The following is a 23,537-nucleotide window of genomic DNA, read 5'->3' as shown; positions in this document are numbered from 1 at the left end:
CTTATGCTTCCTGTTCCAGAATGTCCTTGGCGCGGTAGTAGCTATCGCTTGCGCTGAGGTTAAGCGCCCGAAGCTGGTGACCACTGGCCTGGGTGAATTCGTATGTCCCCGGGAACCACGCCAGCATCGGCCGACCCGTCACGACACTTTGAAGGTTCTCCAGCACTGTGTGGGTGCGAATGAAGGGAAAGACCTCGCCTATGCCTGCGAGGAAGACCATGTCGCTCGGCTCGGCGTCCAGACGGGCGCGGATCGCGGGTGCGAGGTGATCGTGTGGGTCAAGCATGCCCTGCAACGTCTCCCGGAACTCGGCCTTGTCCATATCCGGTTCCAGTGCCAAGACGCGATCCCACACCCCACGTTCCCTGAGCAGCTGCACGGCAAGGTCGTAGAGGTTGATCTCCACGACGTTCAATCCGTCGTCGCTACGGAGTTTCGTGATTACGCGGTCGCGGAGGCCTTCGACGTCGCGCGCCCACACGGGCGGGTAGTGATAGATGAAGAACGGCACCTCCTTAGAGAGGCCCTCCATCTTCAAGAACCGCGCACTGCGTAGCACGTCGTAGACGTGCTTCTCATCGCTCGTGAGGCTTCGCTTGCTCGTGCTCATCGCATCGCCTTCAGGGGCAGAATGGTGGGGAAGAATCGGATGTCGCTTGGGCCGCGTGCAGCAAGGGCTTCGTGGACTCGCTCTGAGAGCACCGCCGGAACGATAACGCCTTCTTCGCTGCGGAAGCCCGCTTCGTGCAGCATCCGGAAGAGGCACTGCCGGAGCTTGGCCCGCGTTGAGGACTTCAACTCGTCAAGCTCGGGGTGCCACAAGATCTTGCCCGTCATAAACCGCTCAAAGTCTCCGGTACCGACCGTCGGAGTCATAAGGAGGAACCGTTCGCGAACGACCTCCTCCGCGAAGTCACCAATTAGCTCGTAGCGACGGCATGCAGCGACCCACATCAAGTGACGACGCTCGGTGAGACTCGACTCTGCGACGAGTTCAAGTTCCGACTCATCGAACACACTCAGCCGCTGGATCGTCTCCCGCGTCACGCGAACACTCGACGAAGTCGTACGCGCCTGCAGCAGGTTCTTCTCAATGACTGCACGACGTACCGTCACCCAGTCGCGCGAGCGTAGATACTCGCCGACGATCACGTCTGCCTCGCGCACAAGGAGTCCTCCGCTTGTGAAGGAAAGTGCATAGCGATCGTGTGAGTGGATGCTTGTGGTCACGGGGACCTCCCTTCGGGAATTAGGCAGTGGGTCAGCATATATGGGCTGACCGACATTGACGTCGGGGCAGTTCGAAGGGGACAGCAAATCAGTTGGGGCCGAGTCGCGATGCTTCGCCGCCACCAGCGCGGACCCAGTCGTCGATCTCGCTGGTTTGGAATTTCCAAAGGCGCCCGATCTTGTGCGCGGGCATGCCTTTGTCGGCGATCCAGGAATAGACCGTGTCCTTTGTGATGACGAGACGCACGGCAATGTCGTCAGCAGAGAGCCAAGGCTCCGGCATTTCGGTCCTCTCAGTACTTTTGTGGCCTCAGGGACCCGCGCCCCTGATACTACCTGAGAGTCGCCTTTGGACCCCGTTTGACCGGTCGAGGCCCGGCTCCACCCAGCTTTGAGCGGGCGCAAACTTTAGTGGGTCTCTTCTCTTTCGGACGAGATCAGAGGTTCACGCTGGGCCGAAATTGGCGTTTCGTTGCGGGAGAAATGCAAATTCTGTCGGCAATTGATCGATGGTAACGGATCGAGTTGGCAGAAGAGCAACACTGCATTCAGGTGTGCCGCAGCGCGCTGGGGAACGGTCTGAACTGTCCGGCCGGCGATCACATGGACTACCCCCGATTTAGTCGATCAGGGAGGGTCGTCAACTGGGGCTTCCCGCGGAAGTCAGTCAAGCGCACCCACTGACGCTCCGCAGGGTCCCGCTAATGCGGAACAAGTGTTCACCAACCGGCGCAGGCCCTGGCCTCGCCGTTTAGGGGAATGCTATTTCACCTTGGACCCGGAGCTGATGGAACGGCTTCTATTGGAGAGCTGTACTTCAACCAGGCGTCGTCTTGGCGTTTTGACCACGTCGAGTCGCTCAAGCCAGGAGCGGGCGTCACGGGCTCGGACGTGACGTTCAGCGCTGCACTTTCTCCAGCACCTTGCTCTGCTTGCCCTTCCTTGGACCTGGCCCTACTGGCGGCTTTACGTTCGGCCTCCTTTCTCCTTGCTCTCTCGGATGCTTCTATCTCCGACTTGCTAGTTTGCGTCGTTGCGAAGTCGATAATCATCCATCCTTGTTCGCACTTGCACCACAGTCCAGCCTTGACGAGTGCTTTTGCGTGCTCTTGCCTGATGTGCGGAATTGCAGCTAGGTCGATCTCCTCGATAAGCCCATCGGTTCGGTTTGAAACAGCCCACATCAGACTCAGACTGTAGGCGCGGTACTCATCACCGGAGAGTCGCTGGATACGTTTATCATTCAGCCAACGTTCTGGATGTCGGGCGTCTGTCATTTGGGCGCGGTTCCTCGCTCAACCGTCACCCTGTTGCCGTCGGACGGGCGAAGTAGTTCCCCGGGGGTCAGTACTTCGAACTGGACTGGTCCGGGCCCCCCTTTCGGTCCATTCGCGGCAGGTTTCTTCCGTAGTACCCATCCAAGGATTCTTTGAAGCAACGCCGGCTGGCTGTCCCTCCTCGCCTGTTCTTGGAGTCCGCCAAAGTAACTAGCTGGAGACGTGTTTCTAACGAAATACTTCACTTGTCACCTGTTGAGCTCGGAGCCGCAAACGCCGCGTTCACATAGGCCACACAGTCTTTTTCTCTGAACAGGCGCCTGCCACCTATCTTGGCGGAAGCGGGCGCTGATCCTTGGTGAATCATCCAGCGCAGTTGCCCCGGTGATTTCCTAAGCATGGTCGCTACTTCCTCGATTGTGAGTAGCCGCACAACACGATCTTCATCCACAACTCATCCTTCATCATCTTCGGTGGTTCACATCAACAGTTTTGATGATACCCCTAATCATCTAAATTGGTAGTTGAGATCACCAGATTTGTGGGACAATGGTGTCATGGTCGAGAAGACGCTGGACACCGTGCCCGAAGACGAACGAAGATTTGCCGAGAATATGAAGATGGCGCGGGAAAACCGGGGCTGGACACAGACGGAGTTGGCGCGCCGCATGGTAGAGGCTGGCTGGGGGAATTACACACAAATGACGGTCTCGCGGACCGAGAAGTACGAGCGCCCCTTGAGGCTTGGCGAGGCTCGCGCACTAGCTGAGGTTCTGGACAGTCACATTGAGGAAATGATCCTGCCAACTACGGTCAAGGAGGAGCTGGATGACCTGAGATCTGCAATAGAGTCGATGACCGAATTTCAGAACGGGGTGGACGCTGCCGTCAAGGGATACATCATGGCGCGGCAGGTGCTCAAGCTTCAGATATCAGCCGTTGAACATTCCACAAACGACGACGTGGCCTCTTCCGTGCGGCAAGAGCTATTGAGCCTCGGGCGAGAAATGGTGGATATCTCGCCCGAACAGGCTGTCAGGGGAGCCATATTGGGGCAGGCGCTCGAGGACGGGTGGTTCCCTGGGGAGGTTGCAGATGGCCAGTATTCAGAAGAGGCGTGACGGGCGCTGGCGTGCCCGCTACCGCGACCATTCTGGATGTGAGCACGCACGACACTTCGCTCGGAAGATAGATGGCCAGAGGTGGCTTGACGAGGTGACAGCGACCATTGTCACTGGGACATACGTGGATCCCAAGACGGCGCTCACGACAGTCAGCCAATGGTCCGAAATGTGGCTCAAGGGGTACGAGAATCACCGGCCATCGACGGTACGACAGGCGAAAACCCACCTGAAGCGGATCAATGCCGTTTTCGGGGACCGGACGTTGAGAAGTGTCCGGCCGTCCGAGGTCAAGGCCTGGACAGCGAAACTTAGTGGCGAAGGCTTGGCTGATTCGACGGTTTACGCGCTGCACTCGAGACTGGGGCAGTTGTTCGGGGATGCTGTGCATGACGGGCTGTTGCCGAAGTCTCCGCTGAGCAGGCGCACAGCACCCAAGGCAGGCAGGCAGCGGACCTATGTGGCCACGACGGAGCAGGTGTGGGCGCTGCATGACGCGATGCCGGAAGGTCTGCAACCCGCCGTGCTTCTAGCAGCATTCGCGGGCCTGAGAGTCGCTGAGGTGGTTGCCCTTCGCGTCTCGGATGTGGATTTCATGCGTGGGATCATCAGGCCAGCAATCCAATACCCAGGCGCGGAACTAAAGACCGAGCAATCCAAGAATCCCATCCCTATTCCTCAGGACCTGTGCCTCCAACTGTCGAGGAACCCCACAAGGTGGAGCAGTGACACAATCGTGACCAACGAATGGGGACAGTCCATCTCGCCGCACAGGCTCGAGTCCAATTTTCGCCAGGCACGGGCGACCGTTAGCGGTTTGCCTGAAGGTTTCCGGTTCCATGACCTAAGGCATTATTTTGCTTCGCTGTTGATATCCAAGGGCCTCGACGTGAAGGTGGTTCAGAAATCAATGAGGCACGCTTCAGCGAAGACGACACTGGACGTTTATGGGCATATGTGGCCCGACAAAGAAGAGTCCGCACGAGCGGCCGTTTCTGAAGTGCTGGCAGCTCGTGCGGACTCTCTGCGGACTAAATCCCCTTTAGCCCTGTCATCTAGCTAGACGCCGTAGTAGAGCTCGAACTCGTAAGGGTTCGGGCGCAGTGACAGCGGGCGGATTTCGTTCTCGTACTTGTAGTCAATCCAAGTGTCGATCAGGTCCTGGGTGAAGACGCCACCGGCCTGGAGGAATTCGTTGTCCTCGCGCAGGGCCTCGAGGGCCTCTTCCAAGGAACCCGGAGCCTTCGGAATGTCCTTGGCTTCTTCGGCGGGGAGCTCGTAGAGGTCCTTGTCGATCGGTGCCGGCGGCTCGATGCGGTTGCGGATGCCGTCAATACCGGCCATCAGCTGGGCAGCGAACGCCAGGTACGGGTTGGACGACGGGTCCGGAGCGCGGAATTCGATGCGCTTGGCCTTCGGGTTGGTTCCCGTGATCGGGATACGGATACCTGCAGAGCGGTTGCCCTGCGAGTAGACCATGTTCACGGGAGCTTCGAAGCCCTTGACCAGTCGACGGTAGGAGTTCACCGTGGGGTTGGTGAAGGCCAAGACGGCGGAGGAGTGCTTGAGCAGGCCGCCGATGTACCAGCGTGCAGTGTCGGAGAGTCCCGCGTAGCCCTTCTCGTCGTAGAACAGCGGGTCGCCGTTGCTCCACAGCGACTGGTGGCAGTGCATGCCCGAGCCGTTGTCACCGAAGACCGGCTTCGGCATGAACGTCACAGACTTGCCCCAGGCGTCCGCGGTGTTCTTGATGACGTACTTGAACTTCTGGAGGTCATCTGCCGCATGCGTCAGCGTAGTGAACTTGTAGTTGATTTCGGCCTGGCCGGCAGATCCAACTTCGTGGTGGGAGCGCTCGACCTCGAGGCCGGCCTTGTCCAGTTCGACGCACATGGCGTCACGGAGGTCAGCCTGCTTATCGGTGGGGGAGACCGGGAAGTAACCGCCCTTGACGGGGGTCTTGTAGCCGAGGTTTCCGCCTTCTTCCTTGCGGCCCGTGTTCCAGTGTGCTTCTTCGGAATCGATCTTGTAGAAGCTGCCCTGCGGTGAGGACTGGTACTGGATGTTGTCGAAGACGAAGAACTCGGCCTCGGGAGCGAAGAACGCGGTATCGGCGATGCCCGTGGAAGCCAGGTAAGCCTCTGCCTTCTCAGCCACGCCGCGGGGGTCGCGGTGGTACGGGTCACCCGTGCGCGGGTTCACGATGGAGAAGTTCAGCGCGAGGGTCTTTTCGATGCGGAAGGTGTCGACGAACGCCGAGGTCACATCCGGGATGAGCTGCATGTCGGACTCGGCGATGCCCTGGAAACCGCGGATGGAGGATCCATCAAACAGTTGACCGTTGACGAAGAAGTCGAGGTCGACGCTCTTGGCAGGCACGTTGAAGTGCTGCTGAACACCAGGGAGATCGGTGAAGCGGATATCGACGAATTTGACGTCTTCGTCTTTGATGAACTTGAGGACTTCGTCCGCAGTCTTGAACATCTATGCTCCTTATGCATGTCAAGTAACAGGCCCGGAAGGCCCCGTGGTCCAGCCAAACCATAGTCCCGAGGACAAGAAATCTCCCGGGGCAATGGTTGCTGGCAACTCACACCACCATAGGGAGAAGGGATTTCCCGGGGGTGTCGGTATTGTTTCCGGCAAGTTACAGAATCGTCTGTCAGGTAAACGGTAGTGGGCTTTCCCGCGTCAGGTCCACGCGGGTCCAACCAGCGAACGCCTCTCGACGCCGGTCCACGCAACTGAGTGGCTGCCGACGTCGGACGTCTGGCGTGCAGCCATTAGGCTTGGAGGGTGGTTGACAGAAAAGACATTGGCTCCTGGCTGAGTGGCCCGGACACCTCGGGCATCTCCAAATATCCCGGCGAGCGGCTCGGCCTGCCCGAGGCAGGCCCGGGCTCCATGGCGAGGGCCGGGCGGCGCATACTTGGCGTCTGCATTGACTGGGCTATCGCCTTGGTGATCAGCAACTTCGCCTTCGGCGGAAATCCGTGGGCTACGCTGGCAGTTTTCGCCGTGGAACAGATCCTGCTGATCGGAACCTTGGGCTACAGCATCGGCCATAGGGTGGCAGGAATCCATGTGGTGCGCCTCGGCGGCGGCCCTGCTGGTCCCTTGGCAGCTGTCGTGCGGACGGTTCTCCTGTGTCTGGTCATCCCTGCTGTGGTCTTCGATCCTGATCAGCGGGGCCTGCATGACAAAGCCGTCAACACGATACTCATCCGGATGTAGCCGCGCGCTAAACGGCGAACAGCCCCTGATCCTCTAAGAGGGTCAGGGGCTGTTCGCTTGTGTCCTGTAATTGTTCTGGCGTGTCAGCGCCCGCGCGCGGCCTTGCGGTCGGGCCTGGCTTTGTAAGGATCGATGCCCTTGGGGATTGGCAACCTGTTACCCAGGGAGCTGATCCGCTTGCTGACCGCGTTCACTTCGTTCTTGGTGAGCTCGTTCTTCATCTTGCCCATGGTCTTGGCGACCTTGTTCAGCGGGACTTGGCCCTCGCCGCGTCCGGACTCAAGGACGTGGATGGTGACGTTGGGAAGGATGCGGTTGAGCCGCTTCCGCTCGGCATCCACGAGGGTTTTGACTCGGTGGGATGGGCCTTCGCTGACCAGCACCACGCCCGGACGGCCAATGGCCATGAACACCGCATCCTGGGTGCGGGGGTTGACGGCTACCGGCTGGTCCTGGGTGATCCAGCCGCGGCGGAGAGTTCCCAGCGCCGCCCCTGAGGCTCCGGGCTGATTCTCGATCTGCGCGAACGCGGCACGTTCTGCCCTGCGTGAGAGGAGGAAGATCGCCGCCAGGAGTCCCAGCGGGATTCCGATGATCAGGCCGGTTACCCAATTCTCCAACAGATAGCCGATGACGAACGCCACAGCCACCACGGCAAGGAATGCCAGCAGCATGATCCAGACGACCTGCGGATCACTCTTGCGGGTCATGGTGAAGACTTCGGCGATCTGCTTTAGCTGGCTGGGCTTTTTGGCCTTAACCTCTTTTGGCTTTCGCTGAAAAAGCCCACGCTTTGGTGCGTCGGCCGATGAAGTCGATTTGCTGGAATCAGGGGAGTTCGCCATAGTGCCTCAATTCTACGTGATCCCAGCCCGCTGGGTGAGCGGGTCACTGTGACGCAGAAGAGTATGTGGAAGCAGAAACGGCCACGACACCAGGGTGTCGTGGCCGCCTCGATGTTTAGCTGTGTGCTGCGAGGATGGTGGAGGCTTCCTGGCGGGTGGTGCCGGAAGACTCGATGTGGGCCAGCGCCGCGGGGATCTCCCAGCCCTTCTTGCGCATCGCCGTGGCCCACAAACGCCCTGCCCGGTACGAGGACCGGACCAGCGGCCCGGACATGACACCGAGGAATCCGATTTCTTCTGCCTCGTGCTGCAGATCCACGAACTCCTGCGGCTTGACCCACCGGTCCACGGGCAAATGCCGTTCCGACGGGCGGAGGTACTGGGTGATCGTGATCAGGTCGCAGCCAGCTGCGTGCAGGTCCCGCAGGGCCTCGGAAATCTCTTCGCGGGTCTCGCCCATCCCGAGGATCAAGTTGGACTTGGTCACCATGCCCAAGTCGCGGCCCTGGGTGATGACATCGAGGGACCGCTCATACCGGAAAGCCGGACGGATCCGCTTGAAAATCCTCGGCACAGTCTCAACGTTATGGGCGAATACCTCCGGCTTGGACTCGCAAATAGCCGCGATGTGCTCGGGTTTGCCCGAGAAGTCGGGGATCAGCAGCTCCACGCCGGTTCCCGGATTCAGTTCGTGAATCTTCCGGACCGTCTCGGCGTACAACCACACGCCTTCATCGGCGAGGTCGTCACGGGCTACCCCGGTTACAGTGGCGTACCGCAACTGCATCGACTGCACGGACCGGGCCACCTTGGTGGGTTCGAACATGTCCACCGGGGACGGCTTGCCCGTATCGATCTGGCAGAAATCACAGCGCCGGGTGCACTCGGACCCGCCAATCAGGAACGTTGCCTCTTTGTCTTCCCAGCACTCGAAAATGTTGGGACAACCGGCCTCTTCACACACCGTGTGCAGGCCTTCCTTCTTCACCAGGTTCTTCAGCCCGACAAATTCCGGACCCATCTGGACCTTGGCCTTGATCCACTCGGGCTTCCGCTCAACCGGGACCGCCGCGTTACGCTGCTCAACACGAAGCAACTTACGGCCTTCAGGTGCAAGTGTCACTGGAGGGCTCCTTCTGGCGCTGATACGAGGGCGTCCTCGTGCTTGCGGAACTCTTCCACGAAGCGGTCAATAATGTCTGCCGGATTGATGGTCTTTCCGGTTTCGATCGACATGGTGGTCACGCTGGCGTCGGTGATGCCGCAGGCGATGATCTGTTCATACGGGGCGAGGTCGTTGCTGCAGTTGATGGCGACGCCATGCATGGTGACCCCCTCCAACACACGAATGCCTATGGCCGCGATTTTCCGGTCAGGGCCCTTGTCGTCAGCGAGTACCCAGACGCCGGCCCGTCCCTTGACCGTCACCGCTTTGATCCCGTAGTCGGTCATCACAGCAATCATGATGGCCTCCAGGCGCTCCACGTAGTCCCGGATGCCCGCCCGGTTCTTCAGCTTGAGGATGGGATACGCGATGAGTTGGCCAGGTCCGTGCCACGTCAACTTTCCGCCTCGGTCCACGGGAACCACAGGAGTCCCGTCAAAGGGACGTTCGTGGTCCTCGGTGAGTTTGCCGGCCGTATAGACGGCGGCATGTTCAAGGAGGAGGACAGTGTTGTCATTCTCGCCCGCAACAACCTTGTTGTGGATCTCGCGCTGCAGGTCCCAGCCCTGCATGTAATCCACGAAATCCGGGGCAAGACCCAGCTGTGAAAACTCAAGAGTCATGCGTCCAAGCTTAGACCCAGCAGCGGAGTCGCCATGGTTTTGTGGTGAACCTCTCAGTCGCATCCAGCTCGGCCCTGTTCCGTTGGCGGGCAGGAGCGGCGCCTGTGGATAACTTCTGCGCGAGATCAGGCGGTCCGGTAAACCTTGTCCATGGACAATGTGGATTCTGCCGCTGGCGCGGCCCCCGTACTGCCGGGCTATTCGGTGTCGCGCCGATTGGGTCAGGGCGGCCAATCGTCAGTGTGGCTTGCCACGAGGGACAGGGACGGGTTCCCGTTCGCGGTCAAATACTCCCGGGGCGGTATTAGCGACCCAGATCCGGCGGGGAACGCAGGTGACCATGACGCTGTGCTCGGTGAAGCACGGCTTCTCTCTCGAGTTCAGCACGACCACTTAGTCCGGATACACGATCTCCTTGAGATTAGCGATGACCTCGAGCCCGGGCCCAGGCACGGAACCGCCCTGGCCGTGGTCATGGACTACGCAGCGGGTGGCTCGCTGGCCAATCTGGTGGCGAGCCGAGCGAAGCTGACTATCGGCGAAACGGTCACCGTACTGGTTCCCGTCGCCCAGGTTCTGTCCTTCCTCCATGCCCAGGGGATCGTCCACGGAGACGTTTCGCCGGGCAATGTTCTCTTCAGTGCCTCAGGTAAGCCACTGCTTGCCGACTTGGGCCTGGCCCGGGTATTGGGAGGCCCCGAGCGGGATCCCGACATTGGTACAGCGGGCTTCATTGACGCTCCTGAAGCAGCGCGCCGTGAAGACCCGTACAACGCAGCATTGCGGCCGCATCGGGACATTTACTCATTGGGCGCCCTTGCGTGGTTCTGCCTGACGGGAAGAAGCCCGGAGTCCACGATGCGCCGCCCGCCGTTATCCCTCCTGGTACCCGATGTGCCGAAGGCTTTGGCGAGCATGGTGGAGAGCGCCCTGAACGAGGATCCCAGAGCACGCCCCGAGGGCCGGGAATTCGCGACGGCGGTCTTCCGGGCTGCGGCGCCCGAGCCGTTGGACTTATCAGGAGTGGTCCACTCGTCCGTCCTCCCTGAGTTAGTGACCAGCCGCCAAGCTGTGGACCGCTCCGGGGCAATGGCCTCATCAATATCAAGACTGCGGCTGCGCTTCCGCAGCCTGCCCCTGTCGCCAAGACTGCCCCTCTGGCGAAGTCTTTCCCAGTCGCTGAGCCGGACGCCGGTTGCCGGAGCGAGACGGCGGATTGATGGGGACGCGAAGGTGGGGACGAAGCAGGAGGGCACCGAGGGGCGGAACGTTGACCGACGCAGGCGCCACCTGCAGCGGCGGTGGTACCGCCCCCGGAGTCTTCGAGTGATGCTTGGCCTGCTCGTGGCTGCCGTGCTCACTGTAGGGACAGTCGCGTGGGCTTCTGCGCAGGGGTACCGGTCACCAGCAGGTGCACCCCAGGCCAGCGCCGCGCAAACCGGGGCAGCCGTGGAATCGAAGGCCAACGGCATTCCGGAGCAACTCGAAACGCAACGTCGCTCCGAGGACCCCGTCATTGCCGTGCACGCCCTGTCCGCGCTGCGCGACCTCGCTTTGAGCCAACAGCGGCCCGAGCTGTTAGGGCTGGTCAACGCTCCCGGGTCCATCGCCCAAAGTGCCGATTCCGCTCTGGCAGCGCGACTCGCCAATGACGGCACCCGCCTTACGGGTCTCACGACGGCGATCACTGATGCAGCCGTCGTCGGAACGCCCAGGCCGGACGACGCCGTGGTCACCCTGACCACTGCACTGTCCGCTTATCAGGAAACGACCGGTGCCGGCGTCGTGATCGCGACGCACGGAGCTGGGTCGCCGCAGCATCTTCAACTGCATCTGGTGCGCTCCGACAACCTTTGGTGCGTGGCGGATGTACAAGATCCCCTCCCCAGCCGTTGACAGGCCGGACTGCGTTCTTGGGCTAGGGTCTCCGTTCTTGGGCTGGGGTCTTCCCGACTGTCAGTGCGTCGAAGCCGTGCTCAACCAAGACATCGCGTCTGCCAATGAAGGGTGCTGCCACTGGAATCCAGCCTCGGCCAGCCGGGCTGGCTCCATCCGCTGGTTGGCCAAAACCAGCTCATTCGCAAGCTGGCCCAGAACGAGCCGAAGTGCTGGCCGGGGTACCCGCAGAAAGGCCGGGCGGTGGAAGGTTTTTGCGAGCTGGGAAACGATAGTGTTGACGTCCGCGCTTTCCGGCGCGCAGAGATTGACGGGCCCCTCAAGATCCGAGGTCAGGAGATAGGCCAGACCAGCCACCTCATCAGCCAAAGTAATCCAAGGCCAGTACTGGCGGCCGTCGCCGAAAGGCCCTCCGATACCTAGCTTCAAGAGCGGCAGGAGCGGGCCAAGTGCGCCGCCGTGGGTGCTGAGCACCACGCCCGTGCGCGGGGTGGCAACTCGCACGCCCGTCGGCGCCGTGTGGGCCGCGCGTTCCCAGTCCACGCACAAGGGGCCCAATATGCCGCCGCCAGGGCCAGCGTTTTCGCGCAACACACCTTCGCGGGAAGCTCCGTAATACCCGGAAGCTGACTGGCTGATAAAGGCCGCCGGCGGGTTGCTGAGTTGGCGCATGGTAGCGGTGAGGGTGTTCGTGGACTGAAGGCGCGAGTCGCGGAGCACCTGGATACGATGCTTTGTCCAAGGCCGGTCCCCGATGCCGGCACCTGAGAGGTTGACCACCGCATCGGCCCCGTCGAGGACGGAGGGGGCGAGTTCTCCTTTGGCCGGATCCCACGTTCGTTCCCCTGATGAGCGGGCAGGGCGCCGCACCAAGCAGATGACCTCGTGGCCGGTCGCGGTTAACTGTTCCGACAAGGCCGTGCCGATCAGTCCGGAAGCTCCTGAGACTACTATTCGCATGACCCATCTCACCATGTGTGTGGCCCGTGGCCGAAACGCCTCCACGTGCGGCGGGCGTTAGGCGTGTCGTGACTATGATCGAACAATGACCTCCTCCAGCTACCTCCGTTTCCCGCATGTGTTCGGCGACCTGGTCACCTTCGTGGCCGAGGACGACGTCTGGATAGCGCCAAGCTCCGGCGGCCGCGCCTGGCGGGTCTCTTCCCAACAGTTGCCAGCACGGAACCCACGGTTCAGCCCGGACGGGAAGCAACTCGTGTGGACGGCTGTGGTGGGCACCTCGCCGGAGGTTGTCACTGCCAACGTCGACGGCGGCGGGTACAGGCAGCTGAGCTATTTCGGCCACAGCACGACGAAAGTCAGGGGATTCACATCCTCCGGCGATGTCGTGGTGACCAGCGCGTTCCAGCAGGCAGAGAGCCGCCACACGCATGCATACAGCCTCCCCCTCACCGGTGGTGCCGCCGTCGAACTTCCGTTCGGTCCAGTTGAGTCGGTCGCGTTCGGGCCCGAGGTTGGCGACGAGAAGCCAGTGGTGCTGGCCAGCGTCCTGTCACGTGAGCCCGCCTGGTGGAAACGCTACCGCGGGGGCACTGCAGGCAAGTTGTGGATCGACGCCGACGGTAACGGCGAGTTCGAACGCCTTGTGCCGGAACTTGACGGCAACCTCACCGATCCGTTGTGGGTCAGGGGACGGATCGCGTTTCTTTCGGACCATGAGGGATACGGCAACCTCTATTCCGTGCTGCCGGATGGTTCGGACCTGCGCAGACACACCGACCACCAGGACTTTTATGTTCGGCACGCCAGCACTGATGGCACCCGCGTCATCTTCGAGTCGGCCGGCGAACTGTGGATACTTCCTTCCCTTGAACCTGCAGTGGAAGCGGCGCGCATAGAGGTAAACCTGGGCTCGGCTTCGCCGGGCCGTCGTCCCGCTCCGTTGAAGGTACAGGCGCATCTTGGCGACGTCGTTCCGAGCCACGCAGGTACGGCCAGCGCCGTGGAGACGCATGGCACCCTTCACTGGCTCCGTCACAAGGACGGCCCGTCACGCGTGGTCGAAGCAACACCGGGGGTCCGTGCCCGCCTGCCACGACCACTGAACGACGGCCGGATCGCCTATGTCGCTGACCACGGGGGAGTGGAAGCCCTCTACATCAAGCCCGTCATTTCCCGGCCGCTGGCAGCAGCACCGGAGCGGCCGCCCGTGGAGGCCGCTGCTTCTTCGCCCGTTGCTTCGGGAGTTGCGGCAGAGCAGTTGCCCAGGCCGGTTTCGGTGTCCAATGTGCTGGGACAAAGTGGGTCCGCACAAGACGCCGCGAACGTTCCGGCGTCGGAATCCGGCGGGAACATCAACCAGCCGGCAGACGCCGACTCGCCAAACGCCGACTCGGCAAGTAACGCACCAGCCAGCAACGAACCGTCCGCGGACACCGCCAGTGGAGCCGCAGGCGGGCAGGCGGCCGGGAACCGCTATCCCACACCCGATGTCGACGCCTCGGAAGATCGCCGGATCGAGTTCCCGACCCCCACACGCACCAGCGCGCTCGCAGCCAGCCCTGACGGTCGTTGGTTGGCGGTCGGCACCTCCTTCGGCGATGTCTTTGTTGCCAATACTTTGACCGGCGAACTTTCCAGCCTGATCAGCGTGGGCGAAGGGAGCATAGACCAACTCGCCTGGTCCGGGGACTCACAGTGGCTGGCGTGGGCTGAACCGGTGACGTCCTTCGGATCCCGCACGAAGCTGCGCATGACCCGCCCGGCCGATCCGGACTCGGTCATCGTCGATGTGACCGATGGTCGCTTCTGTGATGACTCGCCGAGCTTCACGCCGGACGGAAAGTTCCTTGCATTCCTTTCCAACCGGAGCTTCGACCCCGTTTATGACGGACATGCTTTTGATCTGTCCTTCCCCAGCCCTATCAAGCCGTATCTTGTGGCTCTGGCCGCCGATACACCTTCCCCGTTCGGGCCAAGCGTTGACACGCTCGACGCTACCGATGCGCCGGAGCCTGAAGGGCAGGAGCCGTCCGACGGCGGTACTCCCGGGGTGAAGGTCGACGCCGAAGGGCTGGCCCACCGCGTCATCACGGTCCCCGTGCCCCAGGGCAACTATTCCGACTTGGCCGCTGTAGAGGGCGCGTTGCTGTGGCTCGATAATGAACTTTCCGGTGTCACCGGTGAAGGCAAGGGGTCCCTGCAGGACAAAGCCTCCCCGCCGTCGCTGGTCCGCTACGACCTTGGCAAACGCAAACCAGCCACGCTCGTGTCCGCGGTGGACAGGTACCGTGTGTCCGGAGACGGTCAGCGGGTAGTTTTTGTCCTCGGTCAGCACGTCACCTCCGTGCCGGCCGACAGCAAGGTGGACGACGATTCCGAAGAGCTGGTCAAGGTGGATCTCACGCGGATCCGCGTGATTCTGGATCCCGTGTCCACCTGGAAACAGGCCTTCGATGAGGCATGGCGTTTGCAGCGTGATTTCTTTTGGGCTCCCGACATGGCAGGACTGGATTGGGATTCCATTCATCAGAGGTATAGGCCGATTGTGGACCGCCTTGGCTCCCATGATGACCTCGTTGACCTCCTGTGGGAGATCCATGGCGAGCTCGGGACCTCCCACGCGTATGTGAAACCCGCACTGGTCACCGAACCGGGCAGTAGTGGCCAAGGAAGGCTCGGTGCCGAATTCCGGTTCGGCTCCCTGGGCTGGGAGATCACACGGATTTTGGCAGGTGAGTCCTCGGACCCCCTTGCGACCTCGCCCCTGACACGACCGGGGGTCAACGCCAAGGTGGGCGACGTCTTGCTGGCGATCGACGGCGTCGAACTTTCCGCTGCTGTGACACCGGCCATGCAGTTGGTGGGAGCGGCAAGCCGTAGCGTCGAGTTGACGTTGTTGAATGGCGGCGAGCACGGTTCAGATGCCGGGGCGCAACGTCGTGTTGCTGTGGTGCCTATACGTGACGAAGAACGGCTCCGCTACCAGGAGTGGGTGCGCGGTAACCGACGCACTGTCCGTGCAGCCTCTGAAGGTAAATTCGGTTACCTCCACATCCCGGACATGATGGCCCACGGTTGGGCGCAGCTGCACCGGGATCTCGACACGGAAACGTCCATGGATGGCTTGATCGTGGATGTCCGCCGCAACCGCGGCGGCCACACCTCGCAGCTCGTAGCTGAACTCATTGGCCGTAAGGTGACAGGTTGGAGTATGCCTCGCGGCGAGAAGCCGCGGACCTACCCCCACCATGCACCGCGGGGACCGGTGATCATTCTTGCTGACGAGTTTGCCGGCTCCGACGGCGACATCATCACGCAAGTTTCTAAACTGCGGGGCATCGGCCCAGTGATCGGCACACGGACGTGGGGCGGCGTAGTGGGCATCGATAACAGGTTCGCCTTGGCCGATGGAACGGGCGTCACCCAGCCACGCTACGCAACATGGTTTTCCGGAGGCATCGGGTGGGACGTCGAAAACAGGGGTGTCGACCCGGACATTGAGGTACTTTTCCCGCCGCACGCCTACGCCGCAGGGACTGATCCCCAGCTTGAATATGGCATAGGCGCACTGAAGGAAATGGTCCAGGAATTGCCTACCGATCGTCCTCCGGTCCGTGAAGGATACCGTCGGGTCCGTCCGGAACCGTTGCCTGCCCGTCCCCAGAAGAGCTAGGTTTTCAACACTCCAACAGAAGAGCCCCGCATTTTCCCTGAGGGAAAATGCGGGGCTCTTTAGTGTGGCTCAGTGTTGAGCCGGCTGGCTACTATGCCGCGAGGGTGGCGTCCAGAGTGATATCGATGCTGGCCAGGGCGCCTGATACGGGGCAGCCGGTTTTTGCATCCTCGGAGATGCGTCGGAAGTCCTCTTCAGACAGGCCCGGAACCTTGGCTGTCATGGTGAGGTGGCTGCCTGTGATTCCGGTTCCCGGAACAAAGGTGACCTCAGCCTTGGTGTTAACTTCCTCCGCGGTGAAGCCTTCTCCGGCGAGGGCGTGACTGAAGGCCATGGAGAAGCAAGCGGAGTGGGCAGCAGCAATAAGTTCCTCGGGGCTCGTCTTCCCACCGGACTGCTCCGTACGTGCCTTCCAGGTGACATCGAACGTCCCCAAGCCCGAGCTGTCCAGTGTGGTGTTGCCGGCGCCCTCGATCAGGTTGCCGTTCCAAACCGTGTGTGCGGTGCGTATTGCTGCCATGTCCACTCCTTTGGGTCGTTGTGAGTCGGCAACCAGCTTCGCCGGATGCCACCGGAATCCATCCTAAGGATTAGGCCCGCCGACTGCACGATCATTCCGCTCTCGGTGGATTGTGACCCCTGGACACGTTGGGCCTCCGACGGCGGACCGGCAGGGACTAGTTCCAGATGGTGGCGATAGCGATATTCACTAAAGCAAGTCCGCCAACGCCGTGCGCCAAACCGGTGGATACTTCTTCGCCCTTTTTGACCTTCCGTGTACCGATGACGGCAAGCACGGCCACTGCTACGCCGATGGCAAACTTGATACCTAGTTTGAAATAGTTGGGGTGCGCGTCCGGGAGTAGGGGGAGGATCCCCATCATGGCGATGCCCGTCACGAGCTGAACGAAGGCGCCATCCCGCTGGCGGGGGTGAACTGTGGGCTGTTTCATGGTGGCGATCCAGTAGCCAACGATCATGGCCGCGCCAACGATGTGCAGGAACAGCAAAATGCTGAAGAGAATACTCATGATCACAGCCTATCCAGTTACTTCTACGTAACGTAGCAAAGCCACGCTGCCGGAAGCACAGCAAAGGGGCAGGCAACACAGCAAAGGGGCAGGCAACCTGTTGACGGTTGCCTGCCCCTAAGGTCTGGCTGGGTGCTGTCTGGCTAGTCCCTTGGTGGGAGAGGAGACGCTAGAGGCCGAGGTCGGCTTCGAATGCGCCCTCTTCAAGGCGGGCCTTGAGGGTCTGCAGGAAGCGTCCGGCGTCCGCGCCGTCCACCAGGCGGTGGTCATAAGTCAGCGACAGGTACATCATGGACCGGATAGCGATCGAATCGTCGCCGTTTTCGTCTGCAACCACGACTGCGCGCTTGACGATCGCGCCGGTGCCCAGGATGCCGACCTGCGGCTGGTTGATGATCGGGGTGTCGAAAAGCGCTCCAACAGAACCGATGTTGGTGATGCTGAACGTGCCACCGGAGAGCTCGTCAGGGCCGATCTTTCCGTCGCGGGTGCGTCCTGCGACGTCGGCGATCTTGCTGGCCAGGCCAGCAAGGTTGAGGTTTCCGGCGTCGGAAATGACCGGCACCAGAAGGCCCTTGTCGGTGTCGACTGCAATCGCCAGGTGTTCGGCGTTGTGGTAAGTGATCTCCTGCTTCGCTTCGTCATAAGCAGCGTTCAGCTTGGGGTGCTGCTTCAATGCTTCAGCCACTGCCTTGGCGATAAACGGCAGGAAGGTCAGCTTGACGCCGTTCTGGGCTTGGAACGAGTTCTTGGCCTTGAGGCGCAACTTGGCGATCTTGGTCATGTCGACCTCGTGCACCTGCGTCAGCTGGGTGGAAATCTCCAGCGATTCGCGCATGCGACGGGCGATGACCTGACGGATACGGGGAGCCTTTTCCGTTGTGCCACGCTTGGAAGATGCCACAACAGGGGCAGCAGTCTTGGCGGCGGGAGCCGCGGCAGGTGCCTGTGCAGCGGGTGCTGCGGCAGCCTGCTTGGCTTCAGCGGCGGCCAGGACGTCCTGCTTGCGGATGCGTCCTCCCACGCCGGTGCCGGAGACTGAGGCGATGTCCACGCCGTGCTGGTTGGCGAGCTTACGAACCAGGGGAGTAACGTAGCCGGACTCCGAGGCAGGAGCCTCGGCTGCCGGAGCCTCAGCTGCCGGAGCAGCAGGAGACGGTGCGGCAGCAGGGGCTGGAGCAGCAGGCGCAGCTGCGGGAGCAGCAGGAGCTGGTGCGGTGGCAGGGGCTGGAGCAGCAGGAGCAGCCGCGGGAGCAGCAGGAGCTGGTGCGGCGGCCGGAGCTGGAGCGGCAGGTGCGGCGGCAGGAGCCGGGGCTGCTGCTCCGGAACCGATAACTGCCAGGACCGAACCGACTTCGGCGGTCTCGTCTTCGTTGACGCGGATTTCCTGCAGTGTTCCCGCAACAGGAGACGGAATCTCGGTGTCTACCTTGTCCGTGGAAACTTCCAGGAGCGGCTCGTCTACCTCGACGGTGTCTCCCACAGCTTTCAGCCAACGGGTGACGGTACCTTCGGTGACGCTTTCGCCCAAAGCAGGGAGGGTGACTTCGTGGCTGTCGCCTGATGCGGCGGGCGCGTCGGCGGCCGGTGCTTCCTGTCCGGCGGGAGCTGCTGGCGCTTCGGCGGCAGGTGCTTGCTGTTCTGTGGCAGCGGGAGCCTCAGCGGCAGGGGCTTCCTGTTCGGCAGGTGCTCCGGAGCCGGAACCGTCGCCGATGCGGACCAAGGGGGCACCAACTTCGGCCGTCTCGTCTTCAGCGACGAGGATTTCTTCGATGACGCCTGAGATCGGAGAAGGGATTTCGGTGTCTACTTTGTCGGTTGAAACCTCGAGCAACGGCTCGTCGATCTCCACCCGGTCACCAACCTGCTTGAGCCAGCGGGTGACGGTTCCTTCGGTGACACTCTCACCGAGGGCGGGCAAGTTAACGGATTCAGACATGTCGTCCCCGTTCTCCTTATTGATCTATGTGCGGATGAATGCTGCTGGTCCGGACTGGTGCATGCGGCATATCCCGCGGCACGCACCAGTCCGTTTGTCTTGGGTGAAGACTTAGCCGTGGAGCGGCTTGCCCGCGAGGGCGAGGTGGGCTTCGCCCATTGCTTCGTTCTGGGTGGGGTGTGCGTGGACCAGCTGGGCCACGTCCTCCGGGTAAGCTTCCCAGTTCACGATCAGCTGGGCCTCGCCGATCTGCTCACCCATGCGCGAGCCGATCATGTGAACGCCGACGACGGGGCCGTCCTTCTGGCGCACCAGCTTGACGAGGCCGCCCGTGCCGAGGATTGAACTCTTGCCGTTGCCGGCAAGGTTGTATTCCTGTGTCTGCACCTGGTCGTCGCCGAACTTCTCCTTGGCGGCCTTTTCGGTGTAACCGACCGTGGCGATTTCAGGCTCGCAGTAAGTGACCTTGGGGATGTTGATGTCCTCGACGATCACCGGGTTGAGGCCGGCGATTTCTTCCGCAACAAAAATGCCCTGCTGGTAGCCGCGGTGTGCGAGCTGGACGCCGGGAACGATGTCGCCCACTGCGTAGATGTTGCCGACGCCGGTGTGCAGGCGCTCGTTGGTGATAACAAAGCCGCGGTCGATGGTGATGCCCGCTTCTTCGTAGCCCAGGTTGGCGGTCACAGGACCGCGGCCAACGGCAACGAGGAGGAGGTCGGCTTCAAACGTCTGCCCGTCCACCAAGGTGACCTTGACGCCGTCGTCGTTCTGTTCCACTCCCTGGAAGAAGATTCCGGTGGTGAACTTGATGCCGCGCTTCTTGAATGCACGCTCAAGGTTCTTGACGATCGCGGCGTCCTCGTTGGGAACCAAGGAGGGAAGGCCTTCGATGATGGTCACGTCGACGCCGAAGGACTTCCAGACGGAAGCGAATTCGACGCCGATGACGCCGCCACCGAGGACGATCGCGCTCTTGGGGATGTAGTCCATGGTGAGGGCTTGGTCGGAGGTGATGACCTTGCCGCCGATTTCCAGGCCCGGCAGGGAGCGGGAGTAGGAACCCGTTGCCAGGACGATGTTCTTGCCTGTGTAGGACGTGCCGTTCACGACGACGGTGTTGTTGCCCTGGAGCTTGCCTTCGCCCTCAATGACCGTGATGCCCTTGGACTTGATCAGTCCCTGGAGGCCTTTGAACTTGCCGGCGATGATGCCGTCCTTGTACGCGTTGACCGCCGACATGTCGATGCTGTCGAGCGTGACGTTGACGCCGTACTTAGCGGAATCGCGTGCGTGGTCGGCCAGTTCGGCCGAGTGCAGGAGTGCCTTGGTGGGGATACAGCCATTGTGCAGGCAAGTCCCGCCGAGTTTTCCTTTTTCCACCAGCCCAACGGTGAACCCAAGCTGAACGGCCCGAAGGGCAGTCGCGTAGCCGCCGCTGCCGCCACCGAGTACCAGGATGTCGAATTCTTGCGCAGTTGCCTGATCGGCCACTAAAACGCTCCCTCGCGTGAACGATGGCACGGGACTACATGCCATCTGGTCTTTGGAACTTGTTCTGCCGTGATTATGCCAGCACCTAAGTTCTCTTGCATTTGTGACTATCGAGTTCACCTTAGCGAACCACCTACCCATGCTCCACCCTCCGCGGGCGTTTGTGGAGCGCTTGTGTCCAGACTCACGTTAGCTTGTGACGCAGCCCTTCACCCCGCATAATTCCGGGGTTGCGCAGGCAGGTGAACGTGTTCGCCTGCCTGCGCAACCCCGTGGACCCGTAGGTCCAGGGAGCGTTGCCTAGGCAGTGGCTCCCAAGAGGTCCTCGGCGTAGGCCACCAAGGTGCGTACCGTGCACCCGGTTCCCTGCTTGGGTGTGTATCCGTAGGGGCTCCCGTTGTTGAACGAGGGACCCGCGATGTCCACGTGGGCCCACGGAATCTGCTGGCCTTCGCCGTCGCGGCCCACGAATTCGCGCAGGAACACGGCCGCGGTCATCATGCCGCCATGGCGCTCACCAATGTTCGCGAGGTCCGCGACCTGCGAATCTAGGCTCGGGCGCAGTTCTTCGGGCAGCGGCATCGGCCAGACGAGCTCGCCGGCCCGATCAGCTGCGGCTTTAAGTGCCGACGTGACCGAATCCGAACCCATGACACCTGCGGTGCGCATACCGAGCGCGACCAACTGTGCACCCGTCAGCGTGGCGACGTCGATAATCGCATCGGGCTTCTCCTGGCTGGCGGCTACGATGCCGTCGGCCATGACGAGGCGCCCTTCGGCGTCGGTGTTGAGGACCTCCACCGTCTTGCCGCCGTAGATGGTCAGGACGTCGGCCGGCCGCTGGGCCGCACCCGAAGGCATGTTCTCGGCAATGCAGAGCCAGGCGGTTGCCTTGACAGGCAGGCCTAGGGAGGCAATGGCCAGCACGGCATTCAGCACGACGGCGGCCCCTGCCATATCGCTCTTCATGTCTCCCATGCCCAAGGCTGGCTTGATCGAAATTCCACCGGAATCGAACGTGATGCCCTTACCCACCAGAGCGATCTTGCGGGTGGCTTTGGCCGGGGCGTACTCGACTTTCACCAACCGGGGCTGCCGGGTGGAACCCTTTCCGACTCCGAGGATTCCGCCAAATCCTTCCTTTTCCAGCCGCTTCTCATCCCAGACGGTCACCTTGACGGGGAGGCCCTTGGCAAGTTCCTTGGCGGACTCCGCGAAGGACTCGGGGTAGAGATGGCTCGGTGGCTGGTTCACCAGGGTGCGGGTGGCGTTGACTGCACGGGCCAAAACGACGGCGCGGTCCAGTGCGGGCTGAGCAGCTTTGGCATCAACGTCGGAAAGGACTAGGGCCTTGGACACCGGCGTCTTCAGCCCATCCGTGCTGGACCGGTGCTCCGTGTAAGAGTAGGAACCAAGAGCGGCACCCTCCGCCACGGCCGCGACGTCGCCGATGGTCGCCGTCGGAAGTGCCAGGGTCACCGACGACAGGCCAGCGAGCTGGCGGACGGCCGAGCCGGCGGCGCGCCGCAAAGACTCCTCCGAGAGTGATTCGGTGGTGGCGAGCTTACCGACTCCGGCCAGCACCAGGATTCCGGAGCCTGTCTCCGGAAGGCCCGGAAGCCTGTGGACCTGGTCCGGGGCGCCCGTGATTCCCAGAACCTGAAGGGAATTTTGCAGCGACTCGGCGGCCTTCGCGCTTAGGGGGTTGGCTAGGAGGACCGGCCCGTCCTTCCCTTGCGCAACTCCGATGACGAGTGCGTCGCTGGAGGCCTTCTTTAGGTCCTTAGCGATGATGCCCAGGATGATGTCAGTAGTCTTGACCACGAGGATGTTTCCTCACTTCTCTCTGCATTGCTTGGCGGCGCCGCATGTTTGGCGGCCTGCACGGTACACGTCCGGCGTCTTCTTGCGACGGCGGTCTTGGTCTTCGGGCCGCCAGGGCGGTCCGTTTCGATCGTAGTCTCTCAGGTGCCGGGGACAGCAATTAAATGAGAGCTGCGGCACACCGGAGGCAGGAATGCCAGGACGCGCCGCAGCGTTGCACTACTACAGAGAATCCCATTCTCCTGCCCCGTGAAAGGAAACGCCGTGTTTGAACGGATATCCGGCTCGCTCCTCAGCCCGGAATCGCTCTATGCGAGCAACATCGAAACCTTCCACAGTCCCGAATTGCGTGGTCTGAACATGGTCATGGGGTTCACGGGCTTTGCCGACGCCGGCCACGTTGTTCGCCAAATCAACGCTGAATTGCTGGACCAGCTCGACGTCGAGGTGGTGGCCATGTTCGACGCTGACCAACTCATCGACTACCGATCACGTCGACCCCACATCAGCTTCGTGGAAGACCACGTGCAGGATTATCAGCCGCCGCAGCTGGGCCTGTACAAGCTCAAGGATGGACTCGGCCAGCCGTTTTTGCTGCTTGCCGGATTTGAGCCCGACCTGCAGTGGGAGCGATTTGCAAGGGCCGTTGTCGGAATAGTGGAAAAGCTCGACGTCAACCTGGTGACCTGGATCCACTCGATTCCCATGCCCGTCCCTCACACGCGGCCGATCGGGGTCACCGTGCACGGCAATCGCCCGGAACTCATTGAAGGCATATCCAGTTGGAAACCCACGGTGGAAGTGCCCGCTGCCATCGGCCACATCTTGGAGCTGCGCCTCACAGAGGCCGAGCGCAACGTTGCTGGCTACGTGATGCACGTGCCGCACTATCTCTCGGAGGCTGAATACCCGCCTGCCGCTGTTGCCGGACTCGAGTACTTGGGGGCCGCAACATCCCTCATGCTGCCAACTGACCGGCTGCGGGAAGCGGGGCGGGAAGTCGGCCGACAGATCGCCGAACAGATCGAGTCGTCCGAAGAAGTCCAAGCCGTCGTCGCCAATCTTGAAATGCGCTACGACGAGAAGTCCGAAGGCGTGGTGCGCCGGTCCCTTCTCGCTGACGAGAACGATGAGCTCCCCAACGCAGAGGACATCGGTGCAGCGGTGGAAGCGTACCTGGCACGGAAAGACTCGCCTCAATAAATCATCTTTGAGGCGCTAC

Annotated in this window: 21 protein-coding genes; 6 read left to right on the top strand and 15 right to left on the bottom strand. The window is 61.7% G+C overall.

Annotated features, from left to right (window positions below; translation table 11 throughout):
- Position 1 precedes the first annotated feature (1 nt).
- The 5 genes from QRN04_RS11100 to QRN04_RS11080 form a co-directional block, all read right to left on the bottom strand.
- Positions 2–610: a DUF1788 domain-containing protein gene (locus tag QRN04_RS11100; RefSeq protein ID WP_284976085.1), complete on the bottom strand. Its 609-nt coding sequence runs from the start codon at positions 608–610 to the stop codon at positions 2–4.
- Positions 607–1,230 (bottom strand): DUF1819 family protein, encoded by a 624-nt coding sequence (locus QRN04_RS11095; protein ID WP_284976084.1) that lies wholly within the window; start codon positions 1,228–1,230, stop codon positions 607–609. The genes QRN04_RS11100 and QRN04_RS11095 overlap by 4 nt, the downstream gene beginning before the upstream one ends.
- An 88-nt stretch (positions 1,231–1,318) precedes the next feature.
- On the bottom strand, positions 1,319–1,513 hold the full coding sequence (locus QRN04_RS11090) for a helix-turn-helix domain-containing protein (RefSeq protein WP_284976083.1): 195 nt from the start codon (positions 1,511–1,513) through the stop codon (positions 1,319–1,321).
- A gap of 484 nt (positions 1,514–1,997) precedes the next feature.
- Positions 1,998–2,507, bottom strand: coding sequence for a hypothetical protein (locus QRN04_RS11085; protein WP_284976082.1), 510 nt, complete (start codon positions 2,505–2,507; stop codon positions 1,998–2,000).
- Between the two features lie 241 nt (positions 2,508–2,748).
- Positions 2,749–2,940 carry a helix-turn-helix domain-containing protein gene (locus QRN04_RS11080; RefSeq protein ID WP_284976180.1) on the bottom strand — a complete coding sequence of 64 codons (192 nt, stop codon included), beginning with the start codon at positions 2,938–2,940 and terminating at the stop codon, positions 2,749–2,751.
- 124 nt (positions 2,941–3,064) lie between these two features.
- On the opposite strand from QRN04_RS11080, the gene QRN04_RS11075 reads away from it, so the two are divergent.
- Entirely contained in the window at positions 3,065–3,628 is a 564-nt protein-coding gene (locus tag QRN04_RS11075) for a helix-turn-helix transcriptional regulator (RefSeq protein WP_284976081.1), read from the top strand.
- Between the two features lie 124 nt (positions 3,629–3,752).
- Positions 3,753–4,691 (top strand): tyrosine-type recombinase/integrase, encoded by a 939-nt coding sequence (locus QRN04_RS11070; RefSeq protein ID WP_284976080.1) that lies wholly within the window; start codon positions 3,753–3,755, stop codon positions 4,689–4,691.
- On the opposite strand, the gene glnA is transcribed toward QRN04_RS11070, so the two are convergent.
- Entirely contained in the window at positions 4,688–6,112 is a 1,425-nt protein-coding gene (glnA, locus tag QRN04_RS11065) for a type I glutamate--ammonia ligase (protein ID WP_284976079.1), read from the bottom strand. The two genes, QRN04_RS11070 and glnA, sit on opposite strands and share 4 nt — an antisense overlap.
- Before the next feature lie 312 nt (positions 6,113–6,424).
- Between glnA and QRN04_RS11060 the strand changes: the two genes are divergently transcribed.
- On the top strand, positions 6,425–6,862 hold the full coding sequence (locus QRN04_RS11060; RefSeq protein WP_284976078.1) for an RDD family protein: 438 nt from the start codon (positions 6,425–6,427) through the stop codon (positions 6,860–6,862).
- Between the two features lie 83 nt (positions 6,863–6,945).
- Here the strand turns inward: QRN04_RS11060 and QRN04_RS11055 are convergent, their stop codons facing one another.
- From QRN04_RS11055 to lipB, 3 genes are all read right to left on the bottom strand, one after another.
- Positions 6,946–7,707, bottom strand: coding sequence for a DUF4191 domain-containing protein (locus tag QRN04_RS11055; RefSeq protein ID WP_284976077.1), 762 nt, complete (start codon positions 7,705–7,707; stop codon positions 6,946–6,948).
- Between the two features lie 115 nt (positions 7,708–7,822).
- A complete protein-coding gene (gene lipA / locus QRN04_RS11050) occupies positions 7,823–8,830 on the bottom strand; it encodes a lipoyl synthase (protein WP_284976076.1) in 1,008 nt (335 codons plus the stop codon).
- Positions 8,827–9,495, bottom strand: coding sequence for a lipoyl(octanoyl) transferase LipB (gene lipB, locus QRN04_RS11045; RefSeq protein ID WP_284976075.1), 669 nt, complete (start codon positions 9,493–9,495; stop codon positions 8,827–8,829). The genes lipA and lipB overlap by 4 nt, the downstream gene beginning before the upstream one ends.
- A gap of 150 nt (positions 9,496–9,645) precedes the next feature.
- On the opposite strand from lipB, the gene QRN04_RS11040 reads away from it, so the two are divergent.
- The gene (locus QRN04_RS11040) at positions 9,646–11,391 is read left to right on the top strand and encodes a serine/threonine-protein kinase (protein WP_284976074.1); all 1,746 of its coding nucleotides are present in this window, start codon (positions 9,646–9,648) and stop codon (positions 11,389–11,391) included.
- Positions 11,392–11,451: 60 nt separating this feature from the next.
- Here the strand turns inward: QRN04_RS11040 and QRN04_RS11035 are convergent, their stop codons facing one another.
- Positions 11,452–12,351 (bottom strand): TIGR01777 family oxidoreductase, encoded by a 900-nt coding sequence (locus tag QRN04_RS11035; protein WP_284976073.1) that lies wholly within the window; start codon positions 12,349–12,351, stop codon positions 11,452–11,454.
- 85 nt (positions 12,352–12,436) lie between these two features.
- On the opposite strand from QRN04_RS11035, the gene QRN04_RS11030 reads away from it, so the two are divergent.
- Positions 12,437–16,027, top strand: coding sequence for a S41 family peptidase (locus tag QRN04_RS11030; protein WP_284976072.1), 3,591 nt, complete (start codon positions 12,437–12,439; stop codon positions 16,025–16,027).
- Positions 16,028–16,118: 91 nt separating this feature from the next.
- Here the strand turns inward: QRN04_RS11030 and QRN04_RS11025 are convergent, their stop codons facing one another.
- The 5 genes from QRN04_RS11025 to QRN04_RS11005 all read right to left on the bottom strand — a co-directional run bounded on the left by QRN04_RS11025 (position 16,119) and on the right by QRN04_RS11005 (position 22,315).
- Complete coding sequence (locus tag QRN04_RS11025) at positions 16,119–16,547, bottom strand: OsmC family protein (RefSeq protein WP_284976071.1); 429 nt, start codon at positions 16,545–16,547, stop codon at positions 16,119–16,121.
- A 157-nt stretch (positions 16,548–16,704) separates the two neighbouring features.
- Positions 16,705–17,058 carry a hypothetical protein gene (locus QRN04_RS11020; RefSeq protein WP_284976070.1) on the bottom strand — a complete coding sequence of 118 codons (354 nt, stop codon included), beginning with the start codon at positions 17,056–17,058 and terminating at the stop codon, positions 16,705–16,707.
- Positions 17,059–17,227: 169 nt separating this feature from the next.
- Complete coding sequence (sucB, locus tag QRN04_RS11015; protein ID WP_284976069.1) at positions 17,228–18,997, bottom strand: 2-oxoglutarate dehydrogenase, E2 component, dihydrolipoamide succinyltransferase; 1,770 nt, start codon at positions 18,995–18,997, stop codon at positions 17,228–17,230.
- A gap of 111 nt (positions 18,998–19,108) precedes the next feature.
- A complete protein-coding gene (lpdA, locus tag QRN04_RS11010) occupies positions 19,109–20,491 on the bottom strand; it encodes a dihydrolipoyl dehydrogenase (protein WP_284976068.1) in 1,383 nt (460 codons plus the stop codon).
- 300 nt (positions 20,492–20,791) lie between these two features.
- A complete protein-coding gene (locus QRN04_RS11005) occupies positions 20,792–22,315 on the bottom strand; it encodes a leucyl aminopeptidase (protein WP_284976067.1) in 1,524 nt (507 codons plus the stop codon).
- A 264-nt stretch (positions 22,316–22,579) separates the two neighbouring features.
- On the opposite strand from QRN04_RS11005, the gene QRN04_RS11000 reads away from it, so the two are divergent.
- Positions 22,580–23,518, top strand: coding sequence for a proteasome assembly chaperone family protein (locus tag QRN04_RS11000; protein ID WP_284976066.1), 939 nt, complete (start codon positions 22,580–22,582; stop codon positions 23,516–23,518).
- Positions 23,519–23,537 lie beyond the last annotated feature (19 nt).

Source organism: Arthrobacter sp. efr-133-TYG-104, assembly GCF_030208915.1.
Taxonomy (GTDB): domain Bacteria; phylum Actinomycetota; class Actinomycetes; order Actinomycetales; family Micrococcaceae; genus Arthrobacter.
The sequence above is the reverse complement of the archived record's forward strand: the minus strand, read 5'-3'. Positions and strand labels throughout refer to the sequence as shown.

What these genes read in the sequence shown, in the direction of transcription:
- glnA (WP_284976079.1), bottom strand. Translation starts at nt 6,112, where the DNA reads ATGTTCAAGACTGCGGACGAAGTCCTCAAGTTCATCAAAGACGAAGAC.
- QRN04_RS11035 (WP_284976073.1), bottom strand. Translation starts at nt 12,351, where the DNA reads ATGCGAATAGTAGTCTCAGGAGCTTCCGGACTGATCGGCACGGCCTTG.
- QRN04_RS11075 (WP_284976081.1), top strand. Translation starts at nt 3,065, where the DNA reads ATGGTCGAGAAGACGCTGGACACCGTGCCCGAAGACGAACGAAGATTT.
- QRN04_RS11020 (WP_284976070.1), bottom strand. Translation starts at nt 17,058, where the DNA reads ATGAGTATTCTCTTCAGCATTTTGCTGTTCCTGCACATCGTTGGCGCG.
- lipB (WP_284976075.1), bottom strand. Translation starts at nt 9,495, where the DNA reads ATGACTCTTGAGTTTTCACAGCTGGGTCTTGCCCCGGATTTCGTGGAT.
- sucB (WP_284976069.1), bottom strand. Translation starts at nt 18,997, where the DNA reads ATGTCTGAATCCGTTAACTTGCCCGCCCTCGGTGAGAGTGTCACCGAA.
- QRN04_RS11055 (WP_284976077.1), bottom strand. Translation starts at nt 7,707, where the DNA reads ATGGCGAACTCCCCTGATTCCAGCAAATCGACTTCATCGGCCGACGCA.
- QRN04_RS11100 (WP_284976085.1), bottom strand. Translation starts at nt 610, where the DNA reads ATGAGCACGAGCAAGCGAAGCCTCACGAGCGATGAGAAGCACGTCTAC.
- QRN04_RS11040 (WP_284976074.1), top strand. Translation starts at nt 9,646, where the DNA reads ATGGACAATGTGGATTCTGCCGCTGGCGCGGCCCCCGTACTGCCGGGC.
- QRN04_RS11085 (WP_284976082.1), bottom strand. Translation starts at nt 2,507, where the DNA reads ATGACAGACGCCCGACATCCAGAACGTTGGCTGAATGATAAACGTATC.
- QRN04_RS11030 (WP_284976072.1), top strand. Translation starts at nt 12,437, where the DNA reads ATGACCTCCTCCAGCTACCTCCGTTTCCCGCATGTGTTCGGCGACCTG.
- QRN04_RS11025 (WP_284976071.1), bottom strand. Translation starts at nt 16,547, where the DNA reads ATGGCAGCAATACGCACCGCACACACGGTTTGGAACGGCAACCTGATC.
- QRN04_RS11090 (WP_284976083.1), bottom strand. Translation starts at nt 1,513, where the DNA reads ATGCCGGAGCCTTGGCTCTCTGCTGACGACATTGCCGTGCGTCTCGTC.